The organism is Delftia sp. UME58, assembly GCF_014170385.1.
Taxonomy (GTDB): domain Bacteria; phylum Pseudomonadota; class Gammaproteobacteria; order Burkholderiales; family Burkholderiaceae_C; genus Comamonas; species Comamonas acidovorans.
In genome coordinates this window covers 85160-106013 of record NZ_LZZV01000054.1, presented here as the reverse complement: position 1 = coordinate 106013, position 20854 = coordinate 85160, and the positions used below count along the sequence as shown (strand labels likewise).

Annotated in this window: 25 protein-coding genes; 14 read left to right on the top strand and 11 right to left on the bottom strand. The window is 66.9% G+C overall.

The window, feature by feature from the left end; all coding sequences use genetic code 11:
- From A9976_RS15545 to hemP, 4 genes are all read left to right on the top strand, one after another.
- A partial coding sequence (locus A9976_RS15545) for an energy transducer TonB (RefSeq protein WP_183019763.1) occupies positions 1-340 on the top strand: 340 nt, incomplete at its 5' end.
- Between the two features lie 15 nt (positions 341-355).
- Positions 356-1078, top strand: a complete 723-nt coding sequence (locus A9976_RS15540) for a MotA/TolQ/ExbB proton channel family protein (protein WP_012206422.1) — start codon at positions 356-358, stop codon at positions 1076-1078.
- A 3-nt stretch (positions 1079-1081) separates the two neighbouring features.
- On the top strand, positions 1082-1495 hold the full coding sequence (locus A9976_RS15535) for a biopolymer transporter ExbD (RefSeq protein WP_183019762.1): 414 nt from the start codon (positions 1082-1084) through the stop codon (positions 1493-1495).
- 202 nt (positions 1496-1697) lie between these two features.
- A complete protein-coding gene (gene hemP, locus A9976_RS15530; protein ID WP_012206424.1) occupies positions 1698-1919 on the top strand; it encodes a hemin uptake protein HemP in 222 nt (73 codons plus the stop codon).
- Positions 1920-2193: 274 nt separating this feature from the next.
- Here the strand turns inward: hemP and A9976_RS15525 are convergent, their stop codons facing one another.
- Entirely contained in the window at positions 2194-2601 is a 408-nt protein-coding gene (locus A9976_RS15525; protein WP_183019761.1) for a heme-binding protein, read from the bottom strand.
- Between the two features lie 190 nt (positions 2602-2791).
- On the opposite strand from A9976_RS15525, the gene A9976_RS15520 reads away from it, so the two are divergent.
- Together A9976_RS15520 and A9976_RS15515 are read left to right on the top strand one after the other, a co-directional pair.
- Positions 2792-3484: a Bax inhibitor-1/YccA family protein gene (locus A9976_RS15520; protein ID WP_012206426.1), complete on the top strand. Its 693-nt coding sequence runs from the start codon at positions 2792-2794 to the stop codon at positions 3482-3484.
- 66 nt (positions 3485-3550) lie between these two features.
- Positions 3551-3979, top strand: a complete 429-nt coding sequence (locus A9976_RS15515; protein ID WP_183019760.1) for a hypothetical protein — start codon at positions 3551-3553, stop codon at positions 3977-3979.
- Between the two features lie 108 nt (positions 3980-4087).
- On the opposite strand, the gene rlmD is transcribed toward A9976_RS15515, so the two are convergent.
- Together rlmD and A9976_RS15505 are read right to left on the bottom strand one after the other, a co-directional pair.
- Complete coding sequence (gene rlmD, locus A9976_RS15510; RefSeq protein ID WP_034395354.1) at positions 4088-5560, bottom strand: 23S rRNA (uracil(1939)-C(5))-methyltransferase RlmD; 1473 nt, start codon at positions 5558-5560, stop codon at positions 4088-4090.
- 75 nt (positions 5561-5635) lie between these two features.
- Complete coding sequence (locus A9976_RS15505; protein WP_013801667.1) at positions 5636-5953, bottom strand: hypothetical protein; 318 nt, start codon at positions 5951-5953, stop codon at positions 5636-5638.
- Positions 5954-6140: 187 nt separating this feature from the next.
- Between A9976_RS15505 and A9976_RS15500 the strand changes: the two genes are divergently transcribed.
- From A9976_RS15500 to A9976_RS15485, 4 genes are read left to right on the top strand one after another with little or no spacing between them, the layout of a single operon-like run.
- Complete coding sequence (locus A9976_RS15500) at positions 6141-6701, top strand: GbsR/MarR family transcriptional regulator (RefSeq protein ID WP_123695221.1); 561 nt, start codon at positions 6141-6143, stop codon at positions 6699-6701.
- Between the two features lie 32 nt (positions 6702-6733).
- Complete coding sequence (locus A9976_RS15495) at positions 6734-7603, top strand: NAD-dependent epimerase/dehydratase family protein (RefSeq protein ID WP_183019759.1); 870 nt, start codon at positions 6734-6736, stop codon at positions 7601-7603.
- The gene (locus A9976_RS15490) at positions 7596-8000 is read left to right on the top strand and encodes a DoxX-like family protein (RefSeq protein WP_183019758.1); all 405 of its coding nucleotides are present in this window, start codon (positions 7596-7598) and stop codon (positions 7998-8000) included. The genes A9976_RS15495 and A9976_RS15490 overlap by 8 nt, the downstream gene beginning before the upstream one ends.
- Positions 7997-8476: a DUF2269 domain-containing protein gene (locus A9976_RS15485; protein WP_012206433.1), complete on the top strand. Its 480-nt coding sequence runs from the start codon at positions 7997-7999 to the stop codon at positions 8474-8476. Before A9976_RS15490 ends, A9976_RS15485 begins: the two co-directional genes overlap by 4 nt.
- A gap of 54 nt (positions 8477-8530) precedes the next feature.
- On the opposite strand, the gene A9976_RS15480 is transcribed toward A9976_RS15485, so the two are convergent.
- From A9976_RS15480 to A9976_RS15445, 8 genes are all read right to left on the bottom strand, one after another.
- The gene (locus tag A9976_RS15480; RefSeq protein ID WP_012206434.1) at positions 8531-8746 is read right to left on the bottom strand and encodes a molybdopterin-binding protein; all 216 of its coding nucleotides are present in this window, start codon (positions 8744-8746) and stop codon (positions 8531-8533) included.
- Positions 8747-8800: 54 nt separating this feature from the next.
- Positions 8801-9781: an ATP-binding cassette domain-containing protein gene (locus tag A9976_RS15475; RefSeq protein WP_183019757.1), complete on the bottom strand. Its 981-nt coding sequence runs from the start codon at positions 9779-9781 to the stop codon at positions 8801-8803.
- Between the two features lie 15 nt (positions 9782-9796).
- Positions 9797-10648 (bottom strand): aliphatic sulfonate ABC transporter permease SsuC, encoded by an 852-nt coding sequence (gene ssuC, locus A9976_RS15470; RefSeq protein ID WP_034395338.1) that lies wholly within the window; start codon positions 10646-10648, stop codon positions 9797-9799.
- An 11-nt stretch (positions 10649-10659) separates the two neighbouring features.
- Positions 10660-11820 (bottom strand): FMNH2-dependent alkanesulfonate monooxygenase, encoded by a 1161-nt coding sequence (gene ssuD, locus A9976_RS15465; RefSeq protein ID WP_183019756.1) that lies wholly within the window; start codon positions 11818-11820, stop codon positions 10660-10662.
- 38 nt (positions 11821-11858) lie between these two features.
- Positions 11859-12914, bottom strand: a complete 1056-nt coding sequence (locus A9976_RS15460; RefSeq protein ID WP_016448336.1) for an aliphatic sulfonate ABC transporter substrate-binding protein — start codon at positions 12912-12914, stop codon at positions 11859-11861.
- A gap of 23 nt (positions 12915-12937) precedes the next feature.
- A complete protein-coding gene (locus tag A9976_RS15455; protein ID WP_016448337.1) occupies positions 12938-13939 on the bottom strand; it encodes a sulfonate ABC transporter substrate-binding protein in 1002 nt (333 codons plus the stop codon).
- A 170-nt stretch (positions 13940-14109) separates the two neighbouring features.
- Positions 14110-14262: a hypothetical protein gene (locus A9976_RS15450; protein ID WP_183019755.1), complete on the bottom strand. Its 153-nt coding sequence runs from the start codon at positions 14260-14262 to the stop codon at positions 14110-14112.
- A 64-nt stretch (positions 14263-14326) separates the two neighbouring features.
- Positions 14327-15349, bottom strand: coding sequence for a sulfate ABC transporter substrate-binding protein (locus A9976_RS15445; RefSeq protein ID WP_012206440.1), 1023 nt, complete (start codon positions 15347-15349; stop codon positions 14327-14329).
- A 144-nt stretch (positions 15350-15493) separates the two neighbouring features.
- On the opposite strand from A9976_RS15445, the gene A9976_RS15440 reads away from it, so the two are divergent.
- The 4 genes from A9976_RS15440 (at position 15494) to A9976_RS15425 (ending at position 20834) form a co-directional block, all read left to right on the top strand.
- Positions 15494-15766 (top strand): oxidative damage protection protein, encoded by a 273-nt coding sequence (locus A9976_RS15440; RefSeq protein ID WP_013801659.1) that lies wholly within the window; start codon positions 15494-15496, stop codon positions 15764-15766.
- A 172-nt stretch (positions 15767-15938) separates the two neighbouring features.
- A complete protein-coding gene (locus A9976_RS15435; RefSeq protein ID WP_012206442.1) occupies positions 15939-16607 on the top strand; it encodes a trimeric intracellular cation channel family protein in 669 nt (222 codons plus the stop codon).
- Positions 16608-16622: 15 nt separating this feature from the next.
- Positions 16623-18563 (top strand): FAD-dependent 5-carboxymethylaminomethyl-2-thiouridine(34) oxidoreductase MnmC, encoded by a 1941-nt coding sequence (mnmC, locus tag A9976_RS15430; RefSeq protein ID WP_183019754.1) that lies wholly within the window; start codon positions 16623-16625, stop codon positions 18561-18563.
- A 189-nt stretch (positions 18564-18752) separates the two neighbouring features.
- The gene (locus tag A9976_RS15425; protein WP_183019753.1) at positions 18753-20834 is read left to right on the top strand and encodes a TonB-dependent siderophore receptor; all 2082 of its coding nucleotides are present in this window, start codon (positions 18753-18755) and stop codon (positions 20832-20834) included.
- The last annotated feature ends 20 nt before the right edge of the window (positions 20835-20854 follow it).

The following is a 20854-nucleotide window of genomic DNA, read 5'->3' as shown; positions in this document are numbered from 1 at the left end:
CGCCCCTCCTGCGCCGCCAGCGCCTCCCGCTCCCCCGGCACCACCGGCTCCGCCCAAGATCGAATTGCCGTCCAACAATGCGGCCTACCTCAACAACCCGGCCCCCAACTACCCCGCCATCAGCAGGCGCATGGGGGAACAGGGAACGGTCACGCTGCGCATCTTCGTGGACGCGCAAGGCCTGCCTCAAAAGATCGAGGTCAGCAAATCCAGCGGCTACGACCGTCTGGACCAGCAGGCCGTGGACGGCGTCAAGAACTGGAAATTCGTCCCCGGCAAGAGCAACGGCACGCCAACCCCCATGTGGGTCACCGTCCCGGTCAAATTCACCCTCAATTGATTCTCAGGAGTATCCATGGATTCCCAATTCGGCATTGCCCACGTCTGGACGCAGGGAGACTTCGTCACCCGTGCCGTCGCCATCATCCTGCTGGCCATGTCGGTGGCCTCTTGGCTCGTGATGATCATCAAGGCCCTGGACATCGTGAAATTCAAGAAGCTGGCGCGCAACGCCCAGGACTTCTGGCACAGCCCCGACCTGGCCAGCGGCCTGGAAAAGCTGGGCGATGACCGCTCCAACCCCTTCCGCTACCTGGTGCTCGAAGGCCGCGAAGCCACCGCCCACCACCGCAAGACCAGCGCCCACCTGCATGACACGCTGGACATCAGCGACTGGGTGACCCGCTGCATGCGCAACGGCATCAGCGAATTCACGGCCCGCCTGCAATCGGGCCTGGCCATCCTGGCTTCCGTGGGCTCGACCGCTCCCTTCATCGGCCTGTTCGGCACCGTCTGGGGCATCTACCACGCGCTGGTCGCCATCGGCCTGTCCGGCCAGTCCTCGATCGACAAGGTTGCGGGCCCCATCGGTGAAGCGCTGATCATGACCGCTCTGGGTCTGGCCGTGGCGATTCCAGCCGTGCTCGGCTACAACGCCGTGGTGCGTGGCAACAAGTCCATCCTCAACGCCCTCAACAGCTTTGCCCACGACATGCACGCCTACTTCGTGACCGGCGCCCGCGTGTCCATCGACGGCAAGGAAGCCGGCAATGTGCTGCCGCTGAAGAAAGGCGCGTAAGCCATGGCATTCGGAACAATGGACGATGACGGCGAAGAGGTGATGAACGAGATCAACATGACGCCGCTGGTCGACGTCATGCTGGTGCTCCTGATCATCTTCATCATCACCGTGCCGGTGATGAAGCATTCGGTGAACGTGGACCTGCCCCGCGCCACCAACCAGCCCGAGGACGTCAAACCCGCCACCGTGCGCCTGGCTGTCTCCGCCGATGGCCAGTACCACTGGAATGGCGTTGCCGTCAGCGATATGCAGTTCGAGGAGAACCTCAAGGCCGAGGCGGCCAAGGAGCCGCAACCTGACCTGCACATTCAGGGTGACAAGGAAGTGCGCTACGAGCGCGTGGCCCAGGCCATGGCCGCCGCACAGCGTGCAGGCGTGCGCAAGATCGGCTTCGTGACGGACCCGGCCAAGTAGGCCGTGGCAGGAGGCCCTCCTTGCCTGGCGATCAACGACAACGGCCCTTCGGGGCCGTTTTCCATTTCCGGGCACAGGCAGTGCGCCAAGTTGCAGGGATAGGACCGGTCCCAGAAACCACAATGCGAGTAAGTCTCACTTGCTTTTCAATTGAGAATTGTTATCATTCACAAAACTTTCCAATTTTTGAGGAATTCCCTGCATGTCTGCCACTTCCGCCGCCACCTCGCATCTGTCCGGCAACTCCAACGCCCAGGCCTTTGCAGCGCTGCAGGCCGCAGCATCTGCAGCCCTGACCGGGGCCGCCAGCGGACTCGACAGCACCTTGCTGCTCAATGGACAAAAGGCTGTGACCATCGTGCACAACGGCACCCCCTACCGCCTGCAGGCCACCAAGCTGGGCAAGCTCATCCTGACCAAGTAAGCAAGATTCCGGCCGCCGGTCGGCCAATGCCCGACCGACGGCTTCTTCGTTTCATCGTGGGGCGACCTTGGGACTTCCAGTCTCAGAGGTCGATTAGCCAGCCAACAAAATTTCCGGATTTTGCGTAGCCAAGCTTTTTTTCCTCGCGCTGCAGCGCAGATTGACCAAAGAAAAAGCCCCTGGGCATCGGCACAGGGGCTTTTTCTTGGCTCCATGGATCAGTCCCCAGGGACCGATTCATGCAGCATGGGTGCACCAGGGGCTATCGCAGCTACTACAGGCCCAGAGCAGCAATGCCGGCGCTGGCGACCTGCGCATCCTCGCTGGCCTTGACGCCGCTGACGCCCACGGCGCCCAGGCATTGGCCGTCCTTCATGATGGCCACGCCACCTTCGAGCAGGCCGTCCAGCGTAGGCGCGCTCAGGAAGGCCGTGCGGCCGTTGTTGATCATGTCTTCATAGCCCTTGGTATCGCGGCGGCCCAGGGCCGCCGAGCGGGCCTTGGACGGAGCGATGTGGGCCGACACGGCGGCGGCGCCATCCAGGCGCTGCAGCCACAGCAGGTGGCCGCCGTCATCGACGATGGCAATGGTCACGGCCCAATTGTTCTTCAGCGCCTCGGCTTCTGCGGCGGCGGCAATGGCCTTCACGTCGGCCAGTTCGAGTTCATGCTTGGTCTTCATAAGATTCCAATTATCCATTCCATCACAAATGTCCTATAAGCATAGCAATCATGTGAGGACTGACAATGCATGCGCAGAACAAAACATTCGAAACCAAACCATGGCGGCGGCTCGGGGTATTGCAAGTCGCGCGCAAGCCGCCACCTAGAATGGGCAAGTCGCAACAACACTCCTTCGGAGGACTGGCCACATGAATGATCAAGTCACCACACTGGGCTCTGCGGGCTACGGTGTCTCGCAGCAAGAGCGCAATCGCGTATTGCGCAACACCTACTGGCTGCTGGCCCTGAGTCTTCTCCCCACCGTGCTGGGCGCTTGGCTGGGCGTGGCCACGGGCATCACGCGCTCGCTGAGCGGCGGATTGGGGCTGATCGTCTTCCTGGGCGGCGCCTTCGGCTTCATGTTCGCCATCGAGAAGACAAAGCACTCGGCAGCCGGCATTCCCGTGCTCCTGGGCTTCACGTTCTTCATGGGCCTGATGCTGTCGCGCATGATCGGCATGATCCTGGGTTTCAAGAACGGCTCCGAGCTGATCATGACCGCCTTTGCAGGCACGGCCGGCGTGTTCCTGGTCATGGCCTCGCTGGCCACGGTGATCAAGCGCGACCTGTCGGGCATGGGCAAGTTCCTGTTCGTCGGCGTGCTGGTGCTGTTCGTGGGCTCCATCATCAACGTCTTCATCGGCTCCACGGCCGGCATGATGGCGATCTCGGTGGCGGCCATCGGCATCTTCAGCGCCTACATGCTCTATGACCTCAAGCAGATCATGGACGGCGGCGAGACCAACTACATCAGCGCCACGCTGGCCCTTTACCTGGACCTGTTCAACGTGTTCCAGAGCCTGCTGGCCCTGCTGGGCATCATGGGCGGCGAACGCGACTGATGCCGCATGCGGAAGGCTTCGCCTTCCCTGCTGCACACCAAAGGCCTTCTTCGGGAGGCCTTTTGCATGTCCGGGATCATCATTTGTGCAAAGCGGACTCAACTTCTTCCAGCGCCTGCCGATAATCTCGTCAAGATGACCATGCCTAATCTTCCCCGCACCTTCGCCATCCTGCTGCTGCCCACGCTGCTCGCCGGCTGCAAGCTGGATGATATTCCGGGCCTGGGACCGGACCCCCGCACCGTCGCCAAGGAGGCTGAGGCCAAGGCCATCGGCGGGGCGTGCCGCCATGCCCTGCGCGGGCTGGAGGATTGCTACACGCTCAACCCCAAATCGTCCAAGGCCCTGGTGTTTGCAGGCTGGAAGGATATGGACGAGTACATGCGCGCCAACAAGATGGAGGGCACGCCTTCGGTCCTGGGCCAGAGCGACCGCCGCCGCAGCGACAAGGACGAGGCGCCTGCCGAGCCGACCTCAGGCCGCAATCGCAGCTGACCCCTTTTGGGATCCGGATCTGAGATCTGAGATCTGGGTTCGCCCATTAAAAAGCCGTGGCCGCCCGAGGGCTCCACGGCTTTTTTCATGGCACGGGCAGCCAGGTCGTCAGTCTGCGCAGCGCTCGAACACCGCCATGCTCTCCACGTGGGCCGTGTGCGGGAACATATTGACCACGCCTGCCGACACACAGCGATAGCCGGCCAGATGCACCAGAAGTCCGGCATCGCGCGCCAGCGTTGCGGGATTGCAGCTGACATAGACGATGCGCTCTGGAAAGCGCCAGGCCTCATGCCCCGCCGGCAGGGGCTCGGCGCCTTCTGCACCGATGCGCGCCTGGTGGATGTCGGCCAGGGCCTTGGACAGCGCAAACGCGCCTTCACGCGGCGGATCGACCAGCCACTTGCCGGCCACGCCGTCGGCAAACAGCATCTCGGGCGTCATCTCGAACAGGTTGCGCGCCACAAAGCGCGTGGGCGCGAGCTTGTCGCCCTCTGCGCGCTGTGCGTTGTTGGCCGCGTAGTTTTCATGGGAGCGCTTGACCAGGGTATCGCTGCCCTCGATGCCCAGCACCTCGCGCGCCTGCGTGGCCAGGGGAAGGGTGAAGTTGCCCAGACCGCAGAACCAGTCGATCACGCGCTCGTCCTTCTTGACATCCAACAGGCGCAGCGCGCGCGTGACCAGCACGCGGTTGATGTGCGGATTGACCTGGGTGAAGTCCGTGGGCTTGAACGGCATGGTGATGCCGAAATCAGGCAGGCCATAGTCGAGCTGGGCGCCTCCCTGCTCCATGAGGTGCACGGTGTCCGGGCCCTTGGGCTGCAGCCACCACTGAACGTTGTGCTCGACTGCGAAGGCCCGCAGCCTGGCCTGGTCGTCCTCGGACAGCGGCTCCAGATGGCGCAGCACCAGGGCCGTGACGGAGTCGCCGCAGGCGACCTCGATCTGCGGGCAGGTTTCGCGCGCATCCATGGAGGCGATCAGCGCGCGCATGGGCAGCAGCATGGCGTCCACATGGGGCGGCAGGATCTTGCAGGTCTCCATGTCGGCGATGTAGCGGCTCTTGCGCTCGTGAAAGCCTACCAGCACCTTGCCCTTCTTGGCCACATAGCGCACCGACAGGCGCGAGCGGAAACGGTAGGCCCAGGACGGACCTTCGATGGGGCGCAGCAGCGTCTCGGGCTTGACCTTGGCCAGATGCCAGAGATTGTCTTCCAGCACGCGCTGCTTGATGGCCACCTGGGCGCCCACGTGCAGATGCTGCATCTTGCAGCCGCCGCAGGCACCGGCGTGCAGACCGAAATTCGGGCAGCCGGGGCGCACGCGCTGGGAAGATTCGCGGTGGATGGCCGTCAGGCTGGCGGCTTCCCAGTTGTTTTTCTTGCGATGGGTGTTGGCGCTGACCAGTTCGGTCGGCAGGGCGCCGTCGATGAATACCACCTTGCCATCGCTCTTGCGGGCCACGCCCTGGGCGTCCATATCCATGGACAGCACCTGCAGCCAGCCTTCGGGCAGTGCAGGGGCGTCGATGTCGGCTTCGGGCAGGTTGTCGGGGATCTTGTTGTCGCGGGGTTCACTCATGGGGCACGATTGTCTCAGGCTCTCCCCTTGCCCTGTTGGCGGCTCCCCAAAAAAGCCCCAACTCGCTTTTGCCTCTCAGGACCGCGGAGTGCTGCTGCGGCCCAGGTCCCGCTGCCGCTCCTGACGCGCCCGGGCCAGTTGCTCGCGTTCGGCCAGCAGGTTGATTTCGGTGATGCAGTTGAATTCGTCCAGCGTGAACACCATGGTGGCACCGCGCTCGATCTTGTCCACGGTCTGGTGCAGCGGCAAGGTCAGGTCCACCGGCGGGCGGTTGGAGCGGTAGATCAGTTCCTGCTCGGGCGTGTAGACGGAATAGCAGGCAGCAGACGCGGCCTGCGCCAGCGCGCAGGCGGCCAGCACGGTGATGGCACGCAGGTTTTGCACAGCAGTCATGGTGTTCCCCTCAAAACGGCGGCCCGCCTGTGTATGTACTGGGTGGCAGGCCAGGCTGCCCAGCATTATGGAGCAGCACATGCCGCGCCCCGCCAGGTGCCGCCTCCGCGCTGCAGCCGGTTTTGATTTTTCAGCTTTCTCAAATTTCTCTCTTGACAGAAATTTCAGGCCTGCAGACACTGAGGCCATGCAACTGAGTCCCATCGCACACCGTTTCATCCACCATTGGGGCGACATGGGCAGCTCCTGGGGAGTGAACCGCACGGTCGCCCAGATCCACGCCCTGCTGTTTTTCCATGGCCGCCCGCTCAACGCGGAAGAGATTGCCGACACGCTGGGCGCCGCTCGCTCCAACGTGAGCAACAGCCTCAAGGAACTGCAAGGCTGGGAGCTGATCCGCACCAGCCGCAAGCCCGGCGACCGCCGCGACTACTTCGAGACCTCGTCCGATGTCTGGGAGCTGCTGCGCACCATCGTGCGAGAGCGCAAGCAGCGCGAGTTCGACCCGACCTCGGAGATGCTGCGCGAGCTGATCGCCGAGCCTGGCTTCGACGCCGAATCCCCCGACACCCAGGACCGCGTACACGAGACGCTGCGCCTCATGGAGTCACTGGGCATCTGGACCGATGAAATGCTGCGGCTGTCGCCCTCCACGCTGGACAAGCTGCTGCGCCTGGGCGCCAGCGTGCAGCGCTTCGTGCGCTCCGAGGCCGCTGACACCCGCGTCAAGCGCGGACGCCGAGCCTGAAATTTCCGTCACAAGAGAAACTGGAGATCACCATGCGCATCCTGGTCTGCGGCGGCACGGGCTTCATCGGCCGCCATATCGTCAACCTGCTGGCCCTGGCCGGCCATGATCCCGTGGCGCGCAGCCGCCATTCCCTGCCTGCGCTCGACTACGCCAAGGCCACCACGCCCGACGCCTGGCTGCCGCACCTGGCGGGCGTGGATGCCGTGGTCAACGCCGTGGGCGTGCTGCGCGACAGCGCCTCCCGGCCCATCGATGCCATGCATGCCCTGGCCCCCATTGCCCTGTTCGATGCCTGCGCGGCGGCCGGCGTGCGGCGCGTGGTGCAGATATCGGCCCTGGGCATAGAGGGCAGTGCCACGCGCTACGCCACCACCAAGCGCACCGCTGACGAGCACCTGCTGGCACTCACGGCAGCCGGCCATCTGCAAGGCTGCGTGGTGCGGCCCAGCGTGGTGTTCGGCGCCGGCGGCGCCAGCAGCGAGATGTTCCTGTCCATGGCGCGCCTGCCGGCGCTGCTGCTGCCGCGCCCCGTGCTGCAGGCCCGCGTGCAGCCGGTGGCCGTGCGCGAGCTGGCCGAGGCCGTGGCCGGCCTGGTGACGCGCCCCGAGCCCGTGGGCATGATCGAGATCGGCGGCCCCCTGCCCTTGCCGCTGGCCGCGCTGATTGCCAGCCTGCGCGCGCAAATGGGCCGCGCGCCGGCCCGCGTGGGCACGCTGCCCGGCTGGATCACCCGCGCCAGCGCACGCGCTGGCGACTGGGTCAGCGCCTCACCCTGGTGCAGCGAGACATTGGCACTGCTGGCCAGCGACAACGTCACCGATCCGGCTGGCCTGCAAGGCCTGCTGGGCCGGCCCGGCATTGCGCCCTCCCAACTGCTGTCCACCTTGCGCCATGGATGAGCGCCGCTCCCGCACCGTTCCAGCGCCGCTGCGCACCATGCACTTGAGCCTGATCGCCGTCTGGCTGGGCACGGCCCTGGTCAGTGCCATCGACCACCGGGGCCTGAGCGTGCAGGTGCTGGCCAATGCCGGCGTCCACGATGCGCGCTGGCAGACATTCCTGATCTGGAGCGGCCTGCTCGCCGACCTGGCCATGGGCCTGGCGCTGTGGCTGCAGCCCGGCCGCAAGAGCTATCTGGCGGCCCTGCTGCTGATGGCCGCCATGACCGTGCTGGCCACGGCGCTGCAGCCCACGCTGTGGCTGCATCCGCTGGGTCCACTGCTCAAGAACCTGCCGATCGCAGCCATGCTGCTGCACCTGATGTCGGCGCCCGTCACGTCCAAGGAGTCCGCATGAATCTCTACCTGTTGCTCAAGACGCTGCATATCGCGTCCAGCGTGCTGCTGGTCGGCACCGGCCTGGGTTCGGCCTTCTACATGTTCTTCGCCAACCGCAGCGGCAGCGTCGCTGCCCAGGCCGTGGTCAGCCGCCTGGTGGTGCGTGCGGACTGGTGGTTCACCACGCCCTGCGTGGTCATACAGCCTGTGAGCGGCATTGCCCTGGCCCACATGGCGGGCTGGCCGTTGACCACGCCGTGGCTGGCACTGTCGCTGGGCCTGTACCTGCTGGCCGGCGCCTGCTGGCTGCCCGTGGTCTGGCTGCAGGTGCGCATGGCCGCCATGGCGCGCGGCGCGCACGCAGCGCAGGCCGCCCTGCCCGCGCTGTATGCCGTCTACGCCCGGCGCTGGGAGGCGCTGGGCTATCCGGCCTTCATCGCCATGGCCGTGACCTACTACCTCATGGTCAACAAGCCGATGCTCTGGGGCGGTTGAGCATCGGCATCACCTTCAGTGCCTGGCCTCAGAGCTTGGCCTCAGAGCTTGGCCTCAGAGCTTGGCAATGGACACTTCGGTGGACTTGACCAGGGCCACCACATCGGAGCCCACGACCAGGCCCAGCTCGTCCACCGAGCGCGTGGTGATCACCGAAGTGACCACGCCCCAGGGCGTTTGCACATCGACTTCGGAGACAACGTCACCACGGATGATTTCGCGCACCTGGCCCTTGAACTGGTTGCGCACGTTGATGGCTTGAATGGACATGTTTTTCTCCTGGGGATCAAAAGGAATCAAAGGAAGGTTGGGGAAAACGAAAAGTCAGACCGCCCAGCGCAGGCCATGGGCCGGTACGCCGGGCCAGGCCGTGGTGTCGGTCAGCGGATTGGATTCGGGCTCGGCGGCGGGCTTTTGCAGCACGCGGTCGAGAATGCGCTGCTCGATGGCCGCCAGCGCCACGCTGCCGTGCACGCGCGGCCGTGGCAGGGCGATGCGTTCGTCCAGCGCAATGCGGCCGTCCTCGATCAGCACCACGCGGTCGGCCAGGGCCACGGCCTCCTGCACGTCATGCGTGACCAGCAGCGCCGTGAAGCCGTGGCGCTGCCACAGGCCTTCGATCAGGCGGTGCATCTCTATGCGGGTGAGCGCATCGAGCGCGCCCAGCGGCTCGTCCAGCAGCAGCAGTTGCGGGCGGTGCACCAGGGCGCGCGCCAGGGCCACGCGCTGGCGCTGGCCGCCGGACAGGCGCGCCGGCCATTCGCCCTCGCGATCTGCCAGGCCGACCTGGGCCAGCACCTCGCGGCCCCGCTCCTGGGCCGAGGCGGGCAGGCCCAGCGTCACATTGGCCAGCACACGCCGCCAGGGCAGCAGGCGCGCGTCCTGGAACATGATGCGCGTGCCGCCCTGCGCGCCCTGCACGGCGCGGGCGGGCTCGCCGTCCAGCAGCAAGGTGCCGGCCGTGGCCTGCTCCAGCCCCGCCACCAGGCGCAGCAAGGTGCTCTTGCCGCAGCCGCTGCGGCCCACGATGGCGACAAACTCGCCAGGCTCCACCTGCAGCTGCACTTCGTGCAGCACCTCGCGCGGGCCGTAGCGCTTGGTGAGCCCGCCGGCCTGCAGGCGCACGCCGCGGCGCGGCGCGGATTGGGGGGATGCGGACTGCGGCGCATCGTCGTTCTGGGCCAGGCGGTCGCTGACGTCCAGGCCATCGGCATCGAACGAGGCCTCCCAGGCCATCGCCGGCGCGGTGGTGTTCAGCTCCACGGCCTGCGCCAGCGTGGTCTTCATGCGGTTCCATCGGCTCATGTCGTGCTCCTTGTGTCACTTGGGCTGGTAGCCCGGATGCCAGCGCAGCCACCAGTGCTCCAGCGCACGCGCAAACCAGTCGGCCAGCTTGCCCAGCAGGGCGTACAGCAGGATGCCGACCAGCACCACGTCGGTCTGCAGGAACTCGCGGGCATTCATGGTCAGGTAGCCGATGCCCGACTGCGCCGAAATGGTCTCGGCCACGATCAGGATCACCCACATCAGGCCCAGCGAAAAACGCAGGCCGACGAGGATGGAAGACAGCGCGCCCGGCAGGATGACCTCGCGGTACAGCTGCCAGCGCGTGAGGCCGTAGCTGCGCCCCATCTCGATCAGCGCGGGGTCCACATTGCGTATGCCGTGGAAGGTGTTCAGGTAGATGGGAAAGAACACCGAGACGCTGATCAGGAACAGCTTGGCGCTCTCGTCGATGCCGAACCACAGGATGACCAGCGGAATCAGCGCCAGCGCGGGGATGTTGCGCACCATCTGGATGGTGGAGTCCAGCAGCGTCTCCGCCCAGCGCAGCGAGCCCGTGAGCAGGCCCAGCGCCAGCCCCAGCCCGCCGCCGATGGCCAGGCCACCCAGCGCGCGGCCCGCGCTCACCTGCACATGCTTGAGCAGCTCTCCCGACTCGGCCAGCGCCTGCGCGGCGCGCAGCACATCCAGCGGAGCGGGCAGCACCCGCGTGGACAGCCATCCCCACGCCGAGGCGGCCTGCCAGACGGCGATCAGCGCCAGCGGCACCAGCCAGGGCACCAGGCGGCGGCCCACGCCGGCCGCAAAGCGCAGCAGCGGCGACCAGGAATCGCCGGCCGGGGGGGCCGAAGAGGCCGGCAGCGCAGTAACGGTACGTGCATCGGACATGCGTGACTCCCTCAGCTTTGCGACGCGCGCGGCGAGTACAGGTTGGCAACGGTCTCGCCCAGGGGCCCGCCCACGCCGCCAGCCAGCCTGTCGCGCACGGACAGCGGCAGCAGCGGGAAGACCAGTTCGGCAAAGCGGTAGGCCTCTTCCAGGTGCGGATAGCCGGACAGCACGAAGGTGTCTATGCCCAGGTCCGCGTACTCCTTGATGCGGTCGGCCACGGTCTGCGCATCGCCCACCAGGGCCGTGCCCGCGCCGCCGCGCACCAGGCCCACGCCGGCCCAGAGGTTGGGGCTGATCTCCAGCTCGGCCCGCGTGCGGCGGCTGCCGCCGGCATGCAGGGCGGCCATGCGGCGCTGGCCTTCCGAGTCCATGCGCGCGAAGGCGGCCTGGGCCTGGACCACGGTCTCGTCCTTGAGGCGGCTGATCAGGCGATCGGCATCGGCCCAGGCCTCGTCCTCGGTCTCGCGCACGATGACGTGCAGGCGGATGCCGAACTTCACGCTGCGGCCATGGCGCGCCGCCTTCTCGCGCACATCGGCAATCTTCCTGGCCACCTCGGCCGGGGGCTCGCCCCAGGTCAGGTAGGCATCGACCTGCTCGGCAGCCAGGTCGTGCGCGGCCTCGGACGAACCGCCGAAGTACACGGGCGGATACGGCTTTTGCAGCGGCGGGAACAACAGCTTGGCGCCCTTGACCGAGAGGTGTTCACCTTCGTAGTCGAGCGTGCCGCCCTCATGGCTGCGCTCAAGGATCTCGCGCCAGATGCGGATGAACTCGGCCGATTGCTCGTAGCGCTCGGCATGGTCGAGGAAGACGCCGTCTCCCTCCAGCTCGGCGCGGTCGCCGCCCGTGACCAGGTTGATCAGCAGCCGCCCGCCCGACAGGCGGTCGAACGAGGCCGCCATGCGCGCCGCCAGGCTGGGCTGGTGCAGGCCGGGCCGCACGGCGACCAGGAACTTCAGGCGCTTGGTGACCGGAATCAGGCTGGAGGCGACGACCCAGGGGTCCTCGCAGGAGCGGCCCGTGGGAATCAGCACGCCCTCGTAGCCCAGGCTGTCGGCCGCGATGGCGACCTGCTTGACATAGTCGTGGCTGAGCGGGCGGGCGCCCTCGGCCGTGCCGAGGTAGCGGCTGTCGCCGTGGGTGGGAATGAACCAGAAAACCTGCATGCGCTGCTCCAGTCAGGGGACGGAATCGAGGAAGGAAATCAAAGGGCGGAAGAGGGGCGTGCCGCCGCCGGCTCGGCCAGCCGCGCGTACTCGGCCGCCGAGGGCCGCCAGACGATGTCGGCCACCTGTACCTGGCGCGGAATCAGGCCCAGCCGAAAAAACGCATCGGCCACGCGCTGCTGGTCCACCACGGTCTGCGCAGCCAGCAGGCCCACGGGGGAGCTGGGCCGGCGCGCAATGAAGCGGCTGACCACCGCCGCATCCAGACCGCTGAAGCCGGCCACCAGGGCCACGGCCTCCTGGCGCGCGCTCTGGGCCAGGCGATCGGCGCGCGTGAGCTCGTCGAACAGCGCGCGCAGCACCTGCGGATGGCGCTCCACCAGTCCGCGCGCGGCCAGGTAGAACGAGGCGTTGCCCGACAAGCCTTCGCCATTGGCCAGCACGCGCGGGCGAATCGCCAGTTCGGTGGCCGCGTAGAACGGGTCCCAGATGGCCCAGGCGTCCACGCTCTTGCGCTCGAAGGCGGCGCGCGCATCGGCCGGGGCCAGGTACACGGGCTGGATCTCGTTCCAGGCCAGGCCCGCCTTGTCCAGCGCACGCACCAGCAGGTAATGGGCGCTGGAGCCTTTTTGCAGCGCCACGCGCCGGCCCTTGAGATCGGCCAGGGCGCGCAGCGGCGAGTCCGACGGCACGAGGATGGCCGAGCTTTCGGGCTTGGGCGGCTCGGCGCCCACGTACAGCAGGTCGCGGCCCGCGGCCTGGGCAAAGACCGGGGGTGAATCGCCGGTCAGGCCGAAATCCAGACTGCCTGCGGCCAGGGCCTCCAGCAGTTGGGGGCCGGCCGGAAACTCCAGCCAGCTGACCTTGGTGCCCGCAAAGCGCTTTTCCAGCACGCCCTGCTGCTTGAGGATGACCAGGTTGACGGCCGACTTCTGGTAGCCGATGCGCAACTGCTCCGGCCCGGCCACGGCGGCCGGCGTCTCGGCGCGTGCGTACTGGCCGGCCAGGCTCCAGCTGAAGGCGGTGGTGCCCAGCAGTTGCAGGGCCTGGCGGCGCACGCGGTCCAGGCGGGGCTTCTTGGAATTGGCATTCATGGTGCGGACTCCTTGCAGTGGGCTCAGGGGCGCGACGCGATCAGGTCCACCGGCGCGGCATGCAGCAGGTTGAGCTTGCGGGGGATGAGCTTGAGCTCGAAGAAGGTGTCGGCGATCTGCTGCTGCTCGGCCAGGATCTCGCGCGTCACGGACGAGGTGCCGAAGCGGGCACGGCTCAGGTACAGCTCGGTGATGGACTTGTCCAGGCCCAGGATGCTGGACAGCTCGGCGGCCGCCGCCGTCTGGTTCTTCGAGGCCCAGCGGTCAATCCCATCGACCTCTTCGATGGCAATGCGCAGCACATCGGCATTGCGCGTGGCGAAATCGCGCGAGGTGAAGTAGTAGGCGCGGTTGTTGACCACGCCCGTGGCATCGGCCAGCAGGCGGGCGTCCAGCGTCTTTTGCGCGGCAGCCAGGAAGGGGTCCCAGATCAGCCAGGCATCGACGGAGCCGCGCTCGAAGGCGGCGCGCGCATCGGCCGGCGCCAGGAAGACGGACTGCACATCGCCGTACTTCAAGCCATGCTTTTCCAGCAGCTTGACCAGGAAGTACTGCACGTTCGAGCCCTTGTTGTAGGCCACGCGCTTGCCCTTGAGGTCCTGCACGCTGCGGATGGGCGAGTCCTTGGGCACGATCACCGCCTCCAGCCCGGGGCGCGGCACGGTGGCGCCCGCATAGACCAGGGGTGCGCCTGCGGCCTGCGCAAAGATGGGCGGGGCCTCGCCCACATCGCCGAAGTCGATGGAGCCCACGTTCAGCGCCTCCAACTGCACGGGGCCGGCGTTGAACTCGATCCAGCGCACCGACACGCCCAACGGCGCCAGCCGCTTTTCCAGCGTGCCCCGGCTCTTCAGGATGGACAGCCAGCCCTTTTGGTGGCCCACGCGCAGCACGCGGTCACCCGCCTTGTCCTGGGCCAGGGCCGGGCCGCCCACCGTGGCGACTGCTGCGGCAAGGCCCGCGCCCAACAGTTGGCGTCGGCGCCAGTTGGCGGTGTGTCGGGGGAAAGAATCAAACGAGACCATGACGGACATCCTTGGAAGAGTGGTGCGTGGTGCGTGGTGCGTGGTGCGTGGCGCAGGCAAAGCGCTGCCCATGCATGCGCGCGGCATGCAGCCAGAAAACAAAAAAGGGAAGGCGGAGCAAGGGGCGGCCGCCTGCAGGGCCAGGCCTGCAGGCGCACCGCACGGAGTCGTCAGGTGCTACATCGCCGGCTGGCGAAGGCCATGGTCTCGAAGCGAGGAAAAGGGCTGGATGCCATCACGCCGGCCTTGTGCATCCGCACGCCTGCCTGCGCCGTGCGGCGCGGGGCCTGCAAAGAGTGGCGGGAGGTCAGGAAGATGGACATGGCGGATCGTGGTGGTTGAGGGGGGAGGCAGGCGGTGGGCGCCGGCCGGGCCGGCGCGCCGCACTCACTTCTTGGTGTAGATCTGGTCGAAGCTGCCGCCATCGGCAAAGTGGTCCTTGTCGGCCTTGGCCCAGCCGCCGAAGGCCTGGTCGATGGTGACCAGCTCCAGCTTGGGGAACTTGTCCGCGAACTCGGCCTTGACCTTGGCATCCGTGGGACGGTAGTAGTTGCGGCCGGCGATGCGCTGGCCTTCCTCGGAGTACAGGTACTTCAGGTACTCCTCGGCCACGGCGCGCGTGCCCTTCTTGTCCACGACCTTGTCGACCACGGCCACCGAAGGCTCGGCCAGGATAGACAGCGAAGGCACGACGATCTGGAACTTGTCGGGACCGAACTCCTTGAGTGCCAGGAAGGCCTCGTTCTCCCAGGCCAGCAGCACGTCGCCCACGCCACGCTGCACGAAGGTGATGGTGGCGCCGCGCGCGCCCGTGTCCAGCACGGGCACGTTCTTGAACAGCTTGCCGATGAAGTCCTTGGCCTGTGCGTCGCCGCCGTACTTGCGCTTGGCGAATTCCCAGGCGGCCAGGTAGTTCCAGCGCGCACCGCCGCTGGTCTTGGGGTTGGGCGTGATCACCTGCACGCCGGGCTTGACCAGGTCGTCCCAGTCCTTGAGGTTCTTGGGATTGCCCTTCTTCACCAGGAAGACGATGGTGGAGCTGTAGGGCGCCGAGTTGTGCGGCAGGCGCTTTTGCCAGTCGGCCTTGAGCAGGTTGCCGTTCTTGACCAGGGCGTCGATGTCGCCGGCCAGCGCCAGCGTGGCCACGTCGGCGTCGATGCCGTCGATGATGGAACGCGCCTGCTTGCCCGAGCCGCCATGCGACTGCTTGACGCTCACGTCCTGGCCGCTCTTGGCCTTCCAGTGCTTGGCGAAGGCCTGGTTGTACTCCACGTACAGCTCGCGCGTCGGATCGTAGGAGACATTGAGCAGTTGCACCGACTGGGCCAACGCCGGCAGAGCCGACAGGGTCAAGCCCGCGATCAGGCCGGCGGCGACAGGAAACTTGATAAAGTGGCGGCGAATTTTCATTGGAGTGTCGGTAGAGAGTGGAGACGACGGTCTGGTGCCGTTGAAAGCATTCTCAAAGCCAACTCTTAAAACTCAAACCAATAAGATTTCAGTTTGTTATTCCCAAAACATCTGAATCTCCACAAGACAAGGACTCAATTCCCCATGGCACGTACCGTTCACTGCATCAAGCTTGGCGTTGACGCTGAAGGCCTGGACTTCCCGCCCTACCCCGGCGAGCTGGGCAAGCGCATTTTTGAAGGCGTGAGCAAGCAGGCCTGGGCCGACTGGCTCAAGCACCAGACGATGCTGGTCAACGAAAACCGCCTGAACCTGGCCGACGCACGCGCCCGCCAGTACCTGGCCCGCCAGATGGAAAACCACTTCTTCGGCGGCGGCGCCGATGCTGCGGCCGGCTACGTGCCTCCTTCGGCCTGAGCCGCTTCGTGCCCTTTCACCGCCCCCGTCGCACCGCGCCGGGGGCGGTTTCATTTGCGGTGCCGCAAACGGCCGCCGCCCAGAGACCGCCTACAATGCCCGCCTTCTTGCGCTGGACGGCGCAGTGGCCGCACACCCTGCGGCGCGGGCCGGTCTTCACCCGAGGTTTTCCGTGCTTCCATCCGTCTCCCTGCTGGAATCGTTCCAGGCATCGCAGTTCACCGTCATGCTGGTGATCTACCTCGTGGCCATCACGGCCGAAGCCATGTCGGGCGCGCTGGCGGCGGGCCGGCGCAACATGGACATCTTCGGCGTGGCCGTGATCGCCTTCGTCACTGCGCTGGGCGGCGGCACCATCCGCGACATGGTGCTGGGCCACTACCCCATCGGCTGGACGCAGCACCCTGAATATGTCTACCTGGTCATCTCGGCCGGGCTGCTGACCATCGTCGTGGCGCGCCACATGCACCATCTCAAGCAGGTCTTTCTGCTGCTGGACGCCATGGGGCTGATCGCCTTCTCGCTGATCGGCTGCAACGTGGCACTGGAGCTGGGCTACCCGCCCGTGGTGGTGGTGATGTCGGGCATGCTGACCGGCATCAGCGGCGGCATTCTGCGCGACGTGCTGTGCAACCAGGTGCCGGTCGTCTTCCGGCGCGAGCTGTATGCCAGCGTATCGCTGGCCGTGTGCCTGCTCTTCCTGGGCCTGCGCACGCTGGAGGTGGGCTCCAACCTCAGCACCGTCGTCTGCTTTGCCGGCGGCCTTACGCTGCGCCTGGCCGCCATCCGCTTCAAGTGGCGCCTGCCCGTGTTCTCCTACCAGCAGCGCTGGGAGGAGTAGTTCTGCCCCTTGCCTATGTCCGAACCCATTGACTGGCTGCCCGATGGCACGCCATACAGCCCGCGCTTCGGCGACCGCTACCACAGCGAACTCGGCGGCCTGGACCAGGCCCGCCACGTCTTTCTGGGCGGCTGCGGCCTGCCGGCGGCCTGGGCCGATGCGCCGCAATGGCGCATCCTGGAGACCGGTTTCGGGTTCGGGCTGAATTTCCTCGTGGCCTGGGAAGCCTGGAAAGCCGATCCCCGGCGCCCGAGGCTGCTGCATTTCGTCTCGGCCGAAGCCTTTCCCGTCAGCGCCGACGCCATGCGCCAGGCCATGCCGCGCGAGCCAGGATTGCGCCTGCTGGCCGAAGAGCTGGCCACCCGGTTCCAGGGCCTGCTGCCCGGCGTGCACCGCCTCGCCTTCGAGCAGGGCCGCGTGCTGCTGACGCTGTACATCGGCGATGCCCAGGCCATGCTGCGGCGCCAGCAGATCACGGCCGACAGCATCTACCTGGACGGCTTCACGCCGGAACTCAACCCCGACCTCTGGAGCGCCGACACCCTGCGCGCGCTGGCGCGCCATTGCCGGCGCGGCACGCAGCTGTCCACCTGGTGCGTGGCGCGCACGGTGCGCGATGCCCTGGCCCAGCACGGCTTTCAGGTCCGCAAGGTGGATGGCGTGCGCCCCAAGCGTCACAACCTGCATGCCGTCTACGACCCGGCCTGGCAACCGCGCGGGCCGCGTGGGCCGCGTGCACAGCCGCAGGAAGCCATCACCCCACGGCGCTGCATGGTGCTGGGTGCAGGCATTGCCGGTGCGGCCGCCGCCGCCAGCCTGTCGCGCCGTGGCTGGCAGGTCACCGTGCTGGATGCTGCCGAGGCGCCTGCAGCGGGCGCCTCCGCCCTGCCCGCAGGCCTGTTCTGCCCCCATGTCTCGCCCGATGACAGCCTGCTGTCCCGCCTGAGCCGCGACGGCGCTCGCCTGACCCTGGCGCAGCTGCAAATGCTCTCCGGCCAGGGCCTGCTGCAGCCGGGCACGGACTGGTGCGATACCGGCGTGCTGGAGCACGGCGTGGAAGCCGCCCCGCGGCTGCCGCGCGACTGGCAATCCCCCGGCCCGGGCGACCACTGGAGCAGGCCCGCCAGCGCCGATCAACTCTCGGCGGCCGGCCTGCCCGCCGACGCCCCGGCCTGCTGGCATGTACAGGCCGGCTGGGTACGCCCGGCGCGGCTGGTGCAGGCGCAGCTGGCACTGCCGGGCGTGCGCTGGCAGGGCAGTGCCTGCGTGGCGCGCCTTGCACGCACCGGCACGGGCGATGGCGTACCCACCTGGCAGGCCCTGGATGCACAGGGCGCACTGCTGGCCGAGGCCGAACTGGTCGTGCTCGCACTCGGCCCCGCAACCAATGCGCTGCTGGAGCACAGCCTGGGTGCGCAGGCCGGCTGGCCGCTGCAGCCCATACGCGGCCAGGTCAGCTGGGATGCGCACACCCCGGCCAGCGCGCAGGCCATGCCGCCCTTTCCCGTCAACGGCCATGGCAACCTGGTGCCCGCCATGCCGCTGCCCGGCGATGCAGCCGGGCCAGGCTGGGTCATGGGATCGACCTTCGAGCGCGACCAGACCGCGCTGCCGCCCAGCCCCGAAGACCAGGCCGCCGCCCATGCAGCCAATGGCGCCAAGCTGGCGCAATTGCTGCCAGGTGCCTACCAGGGCCTGCAAGGCTTCTTCGACGCGCCACCGCGCGCCACCTGGGGCGCCGTGCGCGTGGCCTCGCCAGACCGGCTGCCCGTGGTCGGACCGGTGTCCGATCAGGCTCCCGGCCTGTGGGCGCTGACGGCCATGGGCTCGCGCGGGCTCACGCTGTCGCTGCTGTGCGGCGAGCTGCTGGCAGCACGCCTGCACGACGAACCGCTGCCCCTGGATGCCAGGCTGGCGGCTGCCCTGGCCAGCGAGCGCCTGGGCCGCAGGCGCTGAACCGTTGAACCGCCCGCCCGCTGAACGGCCGGGCATTCACACAACGGCCTGAAAGAAAACCCGAGTCTTCCCGCAGACGGTTTTTCGTCACTCGTTATGTTCATGAGTACATATCGATAGAATCCGAAACCTGTTTTCAAAAGGAAACAAATAGCCGCTCCGTGTCCAACCACACAAGAACCTGAAACCGTGACCCTCCAGCCCCGCTCCTGCGCTCCCGCATCCGCACCCGCCCTCTCCTCCCCCGCGTTCCGCCTTCGCTCCGCGCTGACACACGCCCTGCTGCTTGCAGGCCTGGCCGCCAGCACGCAGGCGCAGGCCCAGGTCGAGGTCCAATCGGGCACGCCTGCAGCACAGGCTTCGCAGACCTTCCAGCTGGGCACGGTCGATGTGCGCGATACGCGCGATGAGGCAGAGGCCATATCCGGCGATGAACAGCGACTGGGCGCTGCCGAGATGCGCCAGCGCAATGCCGACACCGTGGCCGACGCCGTGCGCCTGCTGCCGGGCGCCACGCTGTCGCGCAACAATCGCAACGAGGAAATGATTTACCTGCGCGGTTTCGATCCGCGCCAGGTGCCGGTCTTCGTGGACGGCGTGCCGCTGTACGTGCCCTATGACGGCTATGTGGACTTCGGCCGCTTCACCACCTTCGACCTGTCCGAGATCCGCGTGGCCAAGGCCGGCGCATCGCTGATGTATGGCCCCAATACGCTGGGCGGCGCCATCAACCTGGTCACGCGCAAGCCCGTCAAATCCTTCGAGGGCGATGCGCGCGTCGGTGCCGGTGCGGGTGGTGAACGCAAGGCCGCCGTCAATCTGGGCGGCAACCTGGGCACCTGGTACTACCAGCTTGGCGCCTCCTACCTGGACGCGGACAGTTTTCCGCTGCCCAAGGGCTTCAAGGACTTCAAGAAGCAGCCCACCGACACGGGCAACTACCGCGACAACGCCTACCGCAAGGACAAGCGCCTGTCGTTCAAGCTGGGCCTCACTCCAAATGCCACGGACGAATACGCGCTGGGCTATGTGCGCCAGGAGGGCGAGAAAGGCAACCCCGTGTATACGGGCAGCGCCACGGGCAAGAACGTCACCCGCTACTGGCGCTGGCCCTACTGGGACAAGGACAGCGTGTATTTCCTGAGCACCACGCGCATCAATGCCGACAACCTGCTCAAGACCCGCATCTACCACGACACCTACAAGAACGGCCTGGACATGTACACGGACGCGAGCTACACGCGCCATGACCCCACCAGCAGCTACAAGGACGTGAGCCAGGGCGCCAGCATCGAGTGGGCCAACTACAGCTTCAAGGGCCATGCGCTGCGCCTGGGCGCGCACTACAAGATCGACGAGCACACCGATGCCGCCTCGGCCAAGGACCCCAGCAAGCACTACCGCGACGTGACGCGCTCCCTGGTGATCGAGGACACGATGGCCCTGGCCGAACGCTGGAGCCTGAACCTGGCGCTCAGCCACGACCAGCGCGATGCGCGCGAGGTCTACCAGTGGCCCACGGGCTCCGCCAGCGCCACCAATGGCGTGGCCAAGCTCGGCTATGCGCTGGGCGGTGGCGGCGAGGCCTATTTCATCGCCTCGCACAAGACGCGCTTTCCCACCATCAAGGACCGCTACTCGGCACGCATGGGCACGGCCCTGGCCAACCCCGACCTGCAGCCCGAGACCGCCAACCACCTGGAACTGGGCGTCAGCGGCTCGCCCTGGCAAGGCGGCCAGGGCCAGGCCGCGCTGTTCTACAGCCGCGTGCGCAACCAGATCCAGACCGTGGTCGTGGCCTCGGCCGAATGCGGCGGCACCACCTGCAACCAGGCGCAGAACGTGGGGCGCACGCGCAACATCGGCATGGAGCTGTCGCTGGCCCAACAGCTGTCGGCACAATGGAGCGTGAACGCCGGCTACACCTACCTGAACCGCCGCAACACCAGCGACTCCAGCATCACGCTGACCAACACGCCGCGCCACCGCCTGCTGGCCGGCATCCAGTGGCGTCCGCTGGCGCAGTGGGAATTCAATGCCGAGGTCGAGACCGAGAAGGGCCGCTACGTGCCGCTGTCGGGCAGCGGCCAGCTGCAGACGCTCAAGCTGCCCGGCTACGGCATTGCCAACCTGCGCGCGCGCTACAAGCCGCGCAGCGACATCACCGTGGACTTCGGCGTGGCCAATATCGGCGACAAGTGGTACCAGTTCGATGACGGCCTGCCCATGCCTGGCCGCAGCTGGTATGTCAACCTGGGCTATCGCTTCTGAAGCACGGACTGGCCCTGAAT

Coding starts and splice junctions, on each gene's coding strand:
- A9976_RS15535 (WP_183019762.1), top strand. CDS start 1,082: ATGGCATTCGGAACAATGGACGATGACGGCGAAGAGGTGATGAACGAG.
- A9976_RS15495 (WP_183019759.1), top strand. CDS start 6,734: ATGCGCATCCTGGTCTGCGGCGGCACGGGCTTCATCGGCCGCCATATC.
- A9976_RS15455 (WP_016448337.1), bottom strand. CDS start 13,939: ATGGTCTCGTTTGATTCTTTCCCCCGACACACCGCCAACTGGCGCCGA.
- A9976_RS15505 (WP_013801667.1), bottom strand. CDS start 5,953: ATGACTGCTGTGCAAAACCTGCGTGCCATCACCGTGCTGGCCGCCTGC.
- ssuC (WP_034395338.1), bottom strand. CDS start 10,648: ATGTCCGATGCACGTACCGTTACTGCGCTGCCGGCCTCTTCGGCCCCC.
- A9976_RS15440 (WP_013801659.1), top strand. CDS start 15,494: ATGGCACGTACCGTTCACTGCATCAAGCTTGGCGTTGACGCTGAAGGC.
- A9976_RS15480 (WP_012206434.1), bottom strand. CDS start 8,746: ATGTCCATTCAAGCCATCAACGTGCGCAACCAGTTCAAGGGCCAGGTG.
- A9976_RS15475 (WP_183019757.1), bottom strand. CDS start 9,781: ATGAGCCGATGGAACCGCATGAAGACCACGCTGGCGCAGGCCGTGGAG.
- A9976_RS15445 (WP_012206440.1), bottom strand. CDS start 15,349: ATGAAAATTCGCCGCCACTTTATCAAGTTTCCTGTCGCCGCCGGCCTG.
- rlmD (WP_034395354.1), bottom strand. CDS start 5,560: ATGAGTGAACCCCGCGACAACAAGATCCCCGACAACCTGCCCGAAGCC.
- A9976_RS15520 (WP_012206426.1), top strand. CDS start 2,792: ATGAATGATCAAGTCACCACACTGGGCTCTGCGGGCTACGGTGTCTCG.
- mnmC (WP_183019754.1), top strand. CDS start 16,623: ATGTCCGAACCCATTGACTGGCTGCCCGATGGCACGCCATACAGCCCG.
- A9976_RS15485 (WP_012206433.1), top strand. CDS start 7,997: ATGAATCTCTACCTGTTGCTCAAGACGCTGCATATCGCGTCCAGCGTG.
- A9976_RS15460 (WP_016448336.1), bottom strand. CDS start 12,914: ATGAATGCCAATTCCAAGAAGCCCCGCCTGGACCGCGTGCGCCGCCAG.
- A9976_RS15540 (WP_012206422.1), top strand. CDS start 356: ATGGATTCCCAATTCGGCATTGCCCACGTCTGGACGCAGGGAGACTTC.
- ssuD (WP_183019756.1), bottom strand. CDS start 11,820: ATGCAGGTTTTCTGGTTCATTCCCACCCACGGCGACAGCCGCTACCTC.
- A9976_RS15490 (WP_183019758.1), top strand. CDS start 7,596: ATGGATGAGCGCCGCTCCCGCACCGTTCCAGCGCCGCTGCGCACCATG.
- A9976_RS15500 (WP_123695221.1), top strand. CDS start 6,141: ATGCAACTGAGTCCCATCGCACACCGTTTCATCCACCATTGGGGCGAC.
- A9976_RS15525 (WP_183019761.1), bottom strand. CDS start 2,601: ATGAAGACCAAGCATGAACTCGAACTGGCCGACGTGAAGGCCATTGCC.
- A9976_RS15515 (WP_183019760.1), top strand. CDS start 3,551: ATGTCCGGGATCATCATTTGTGCAAAGCGGACTCAACTTCTTCCAGCG.
- A9976_RS15450 (WP_183019755.1), bottom strand. CDS start 14,262: ATGTCCATCTTCCTGACCTCCCGCCACTCTTTGCAGGCCCCGCGCCGC.
- hemP (WP_012206424.1), top strand. CDS start 1,698: ATGTCTGCCACTTCCGCCGCCACCTCGCATCTGTCCGGCAACTCCAAC.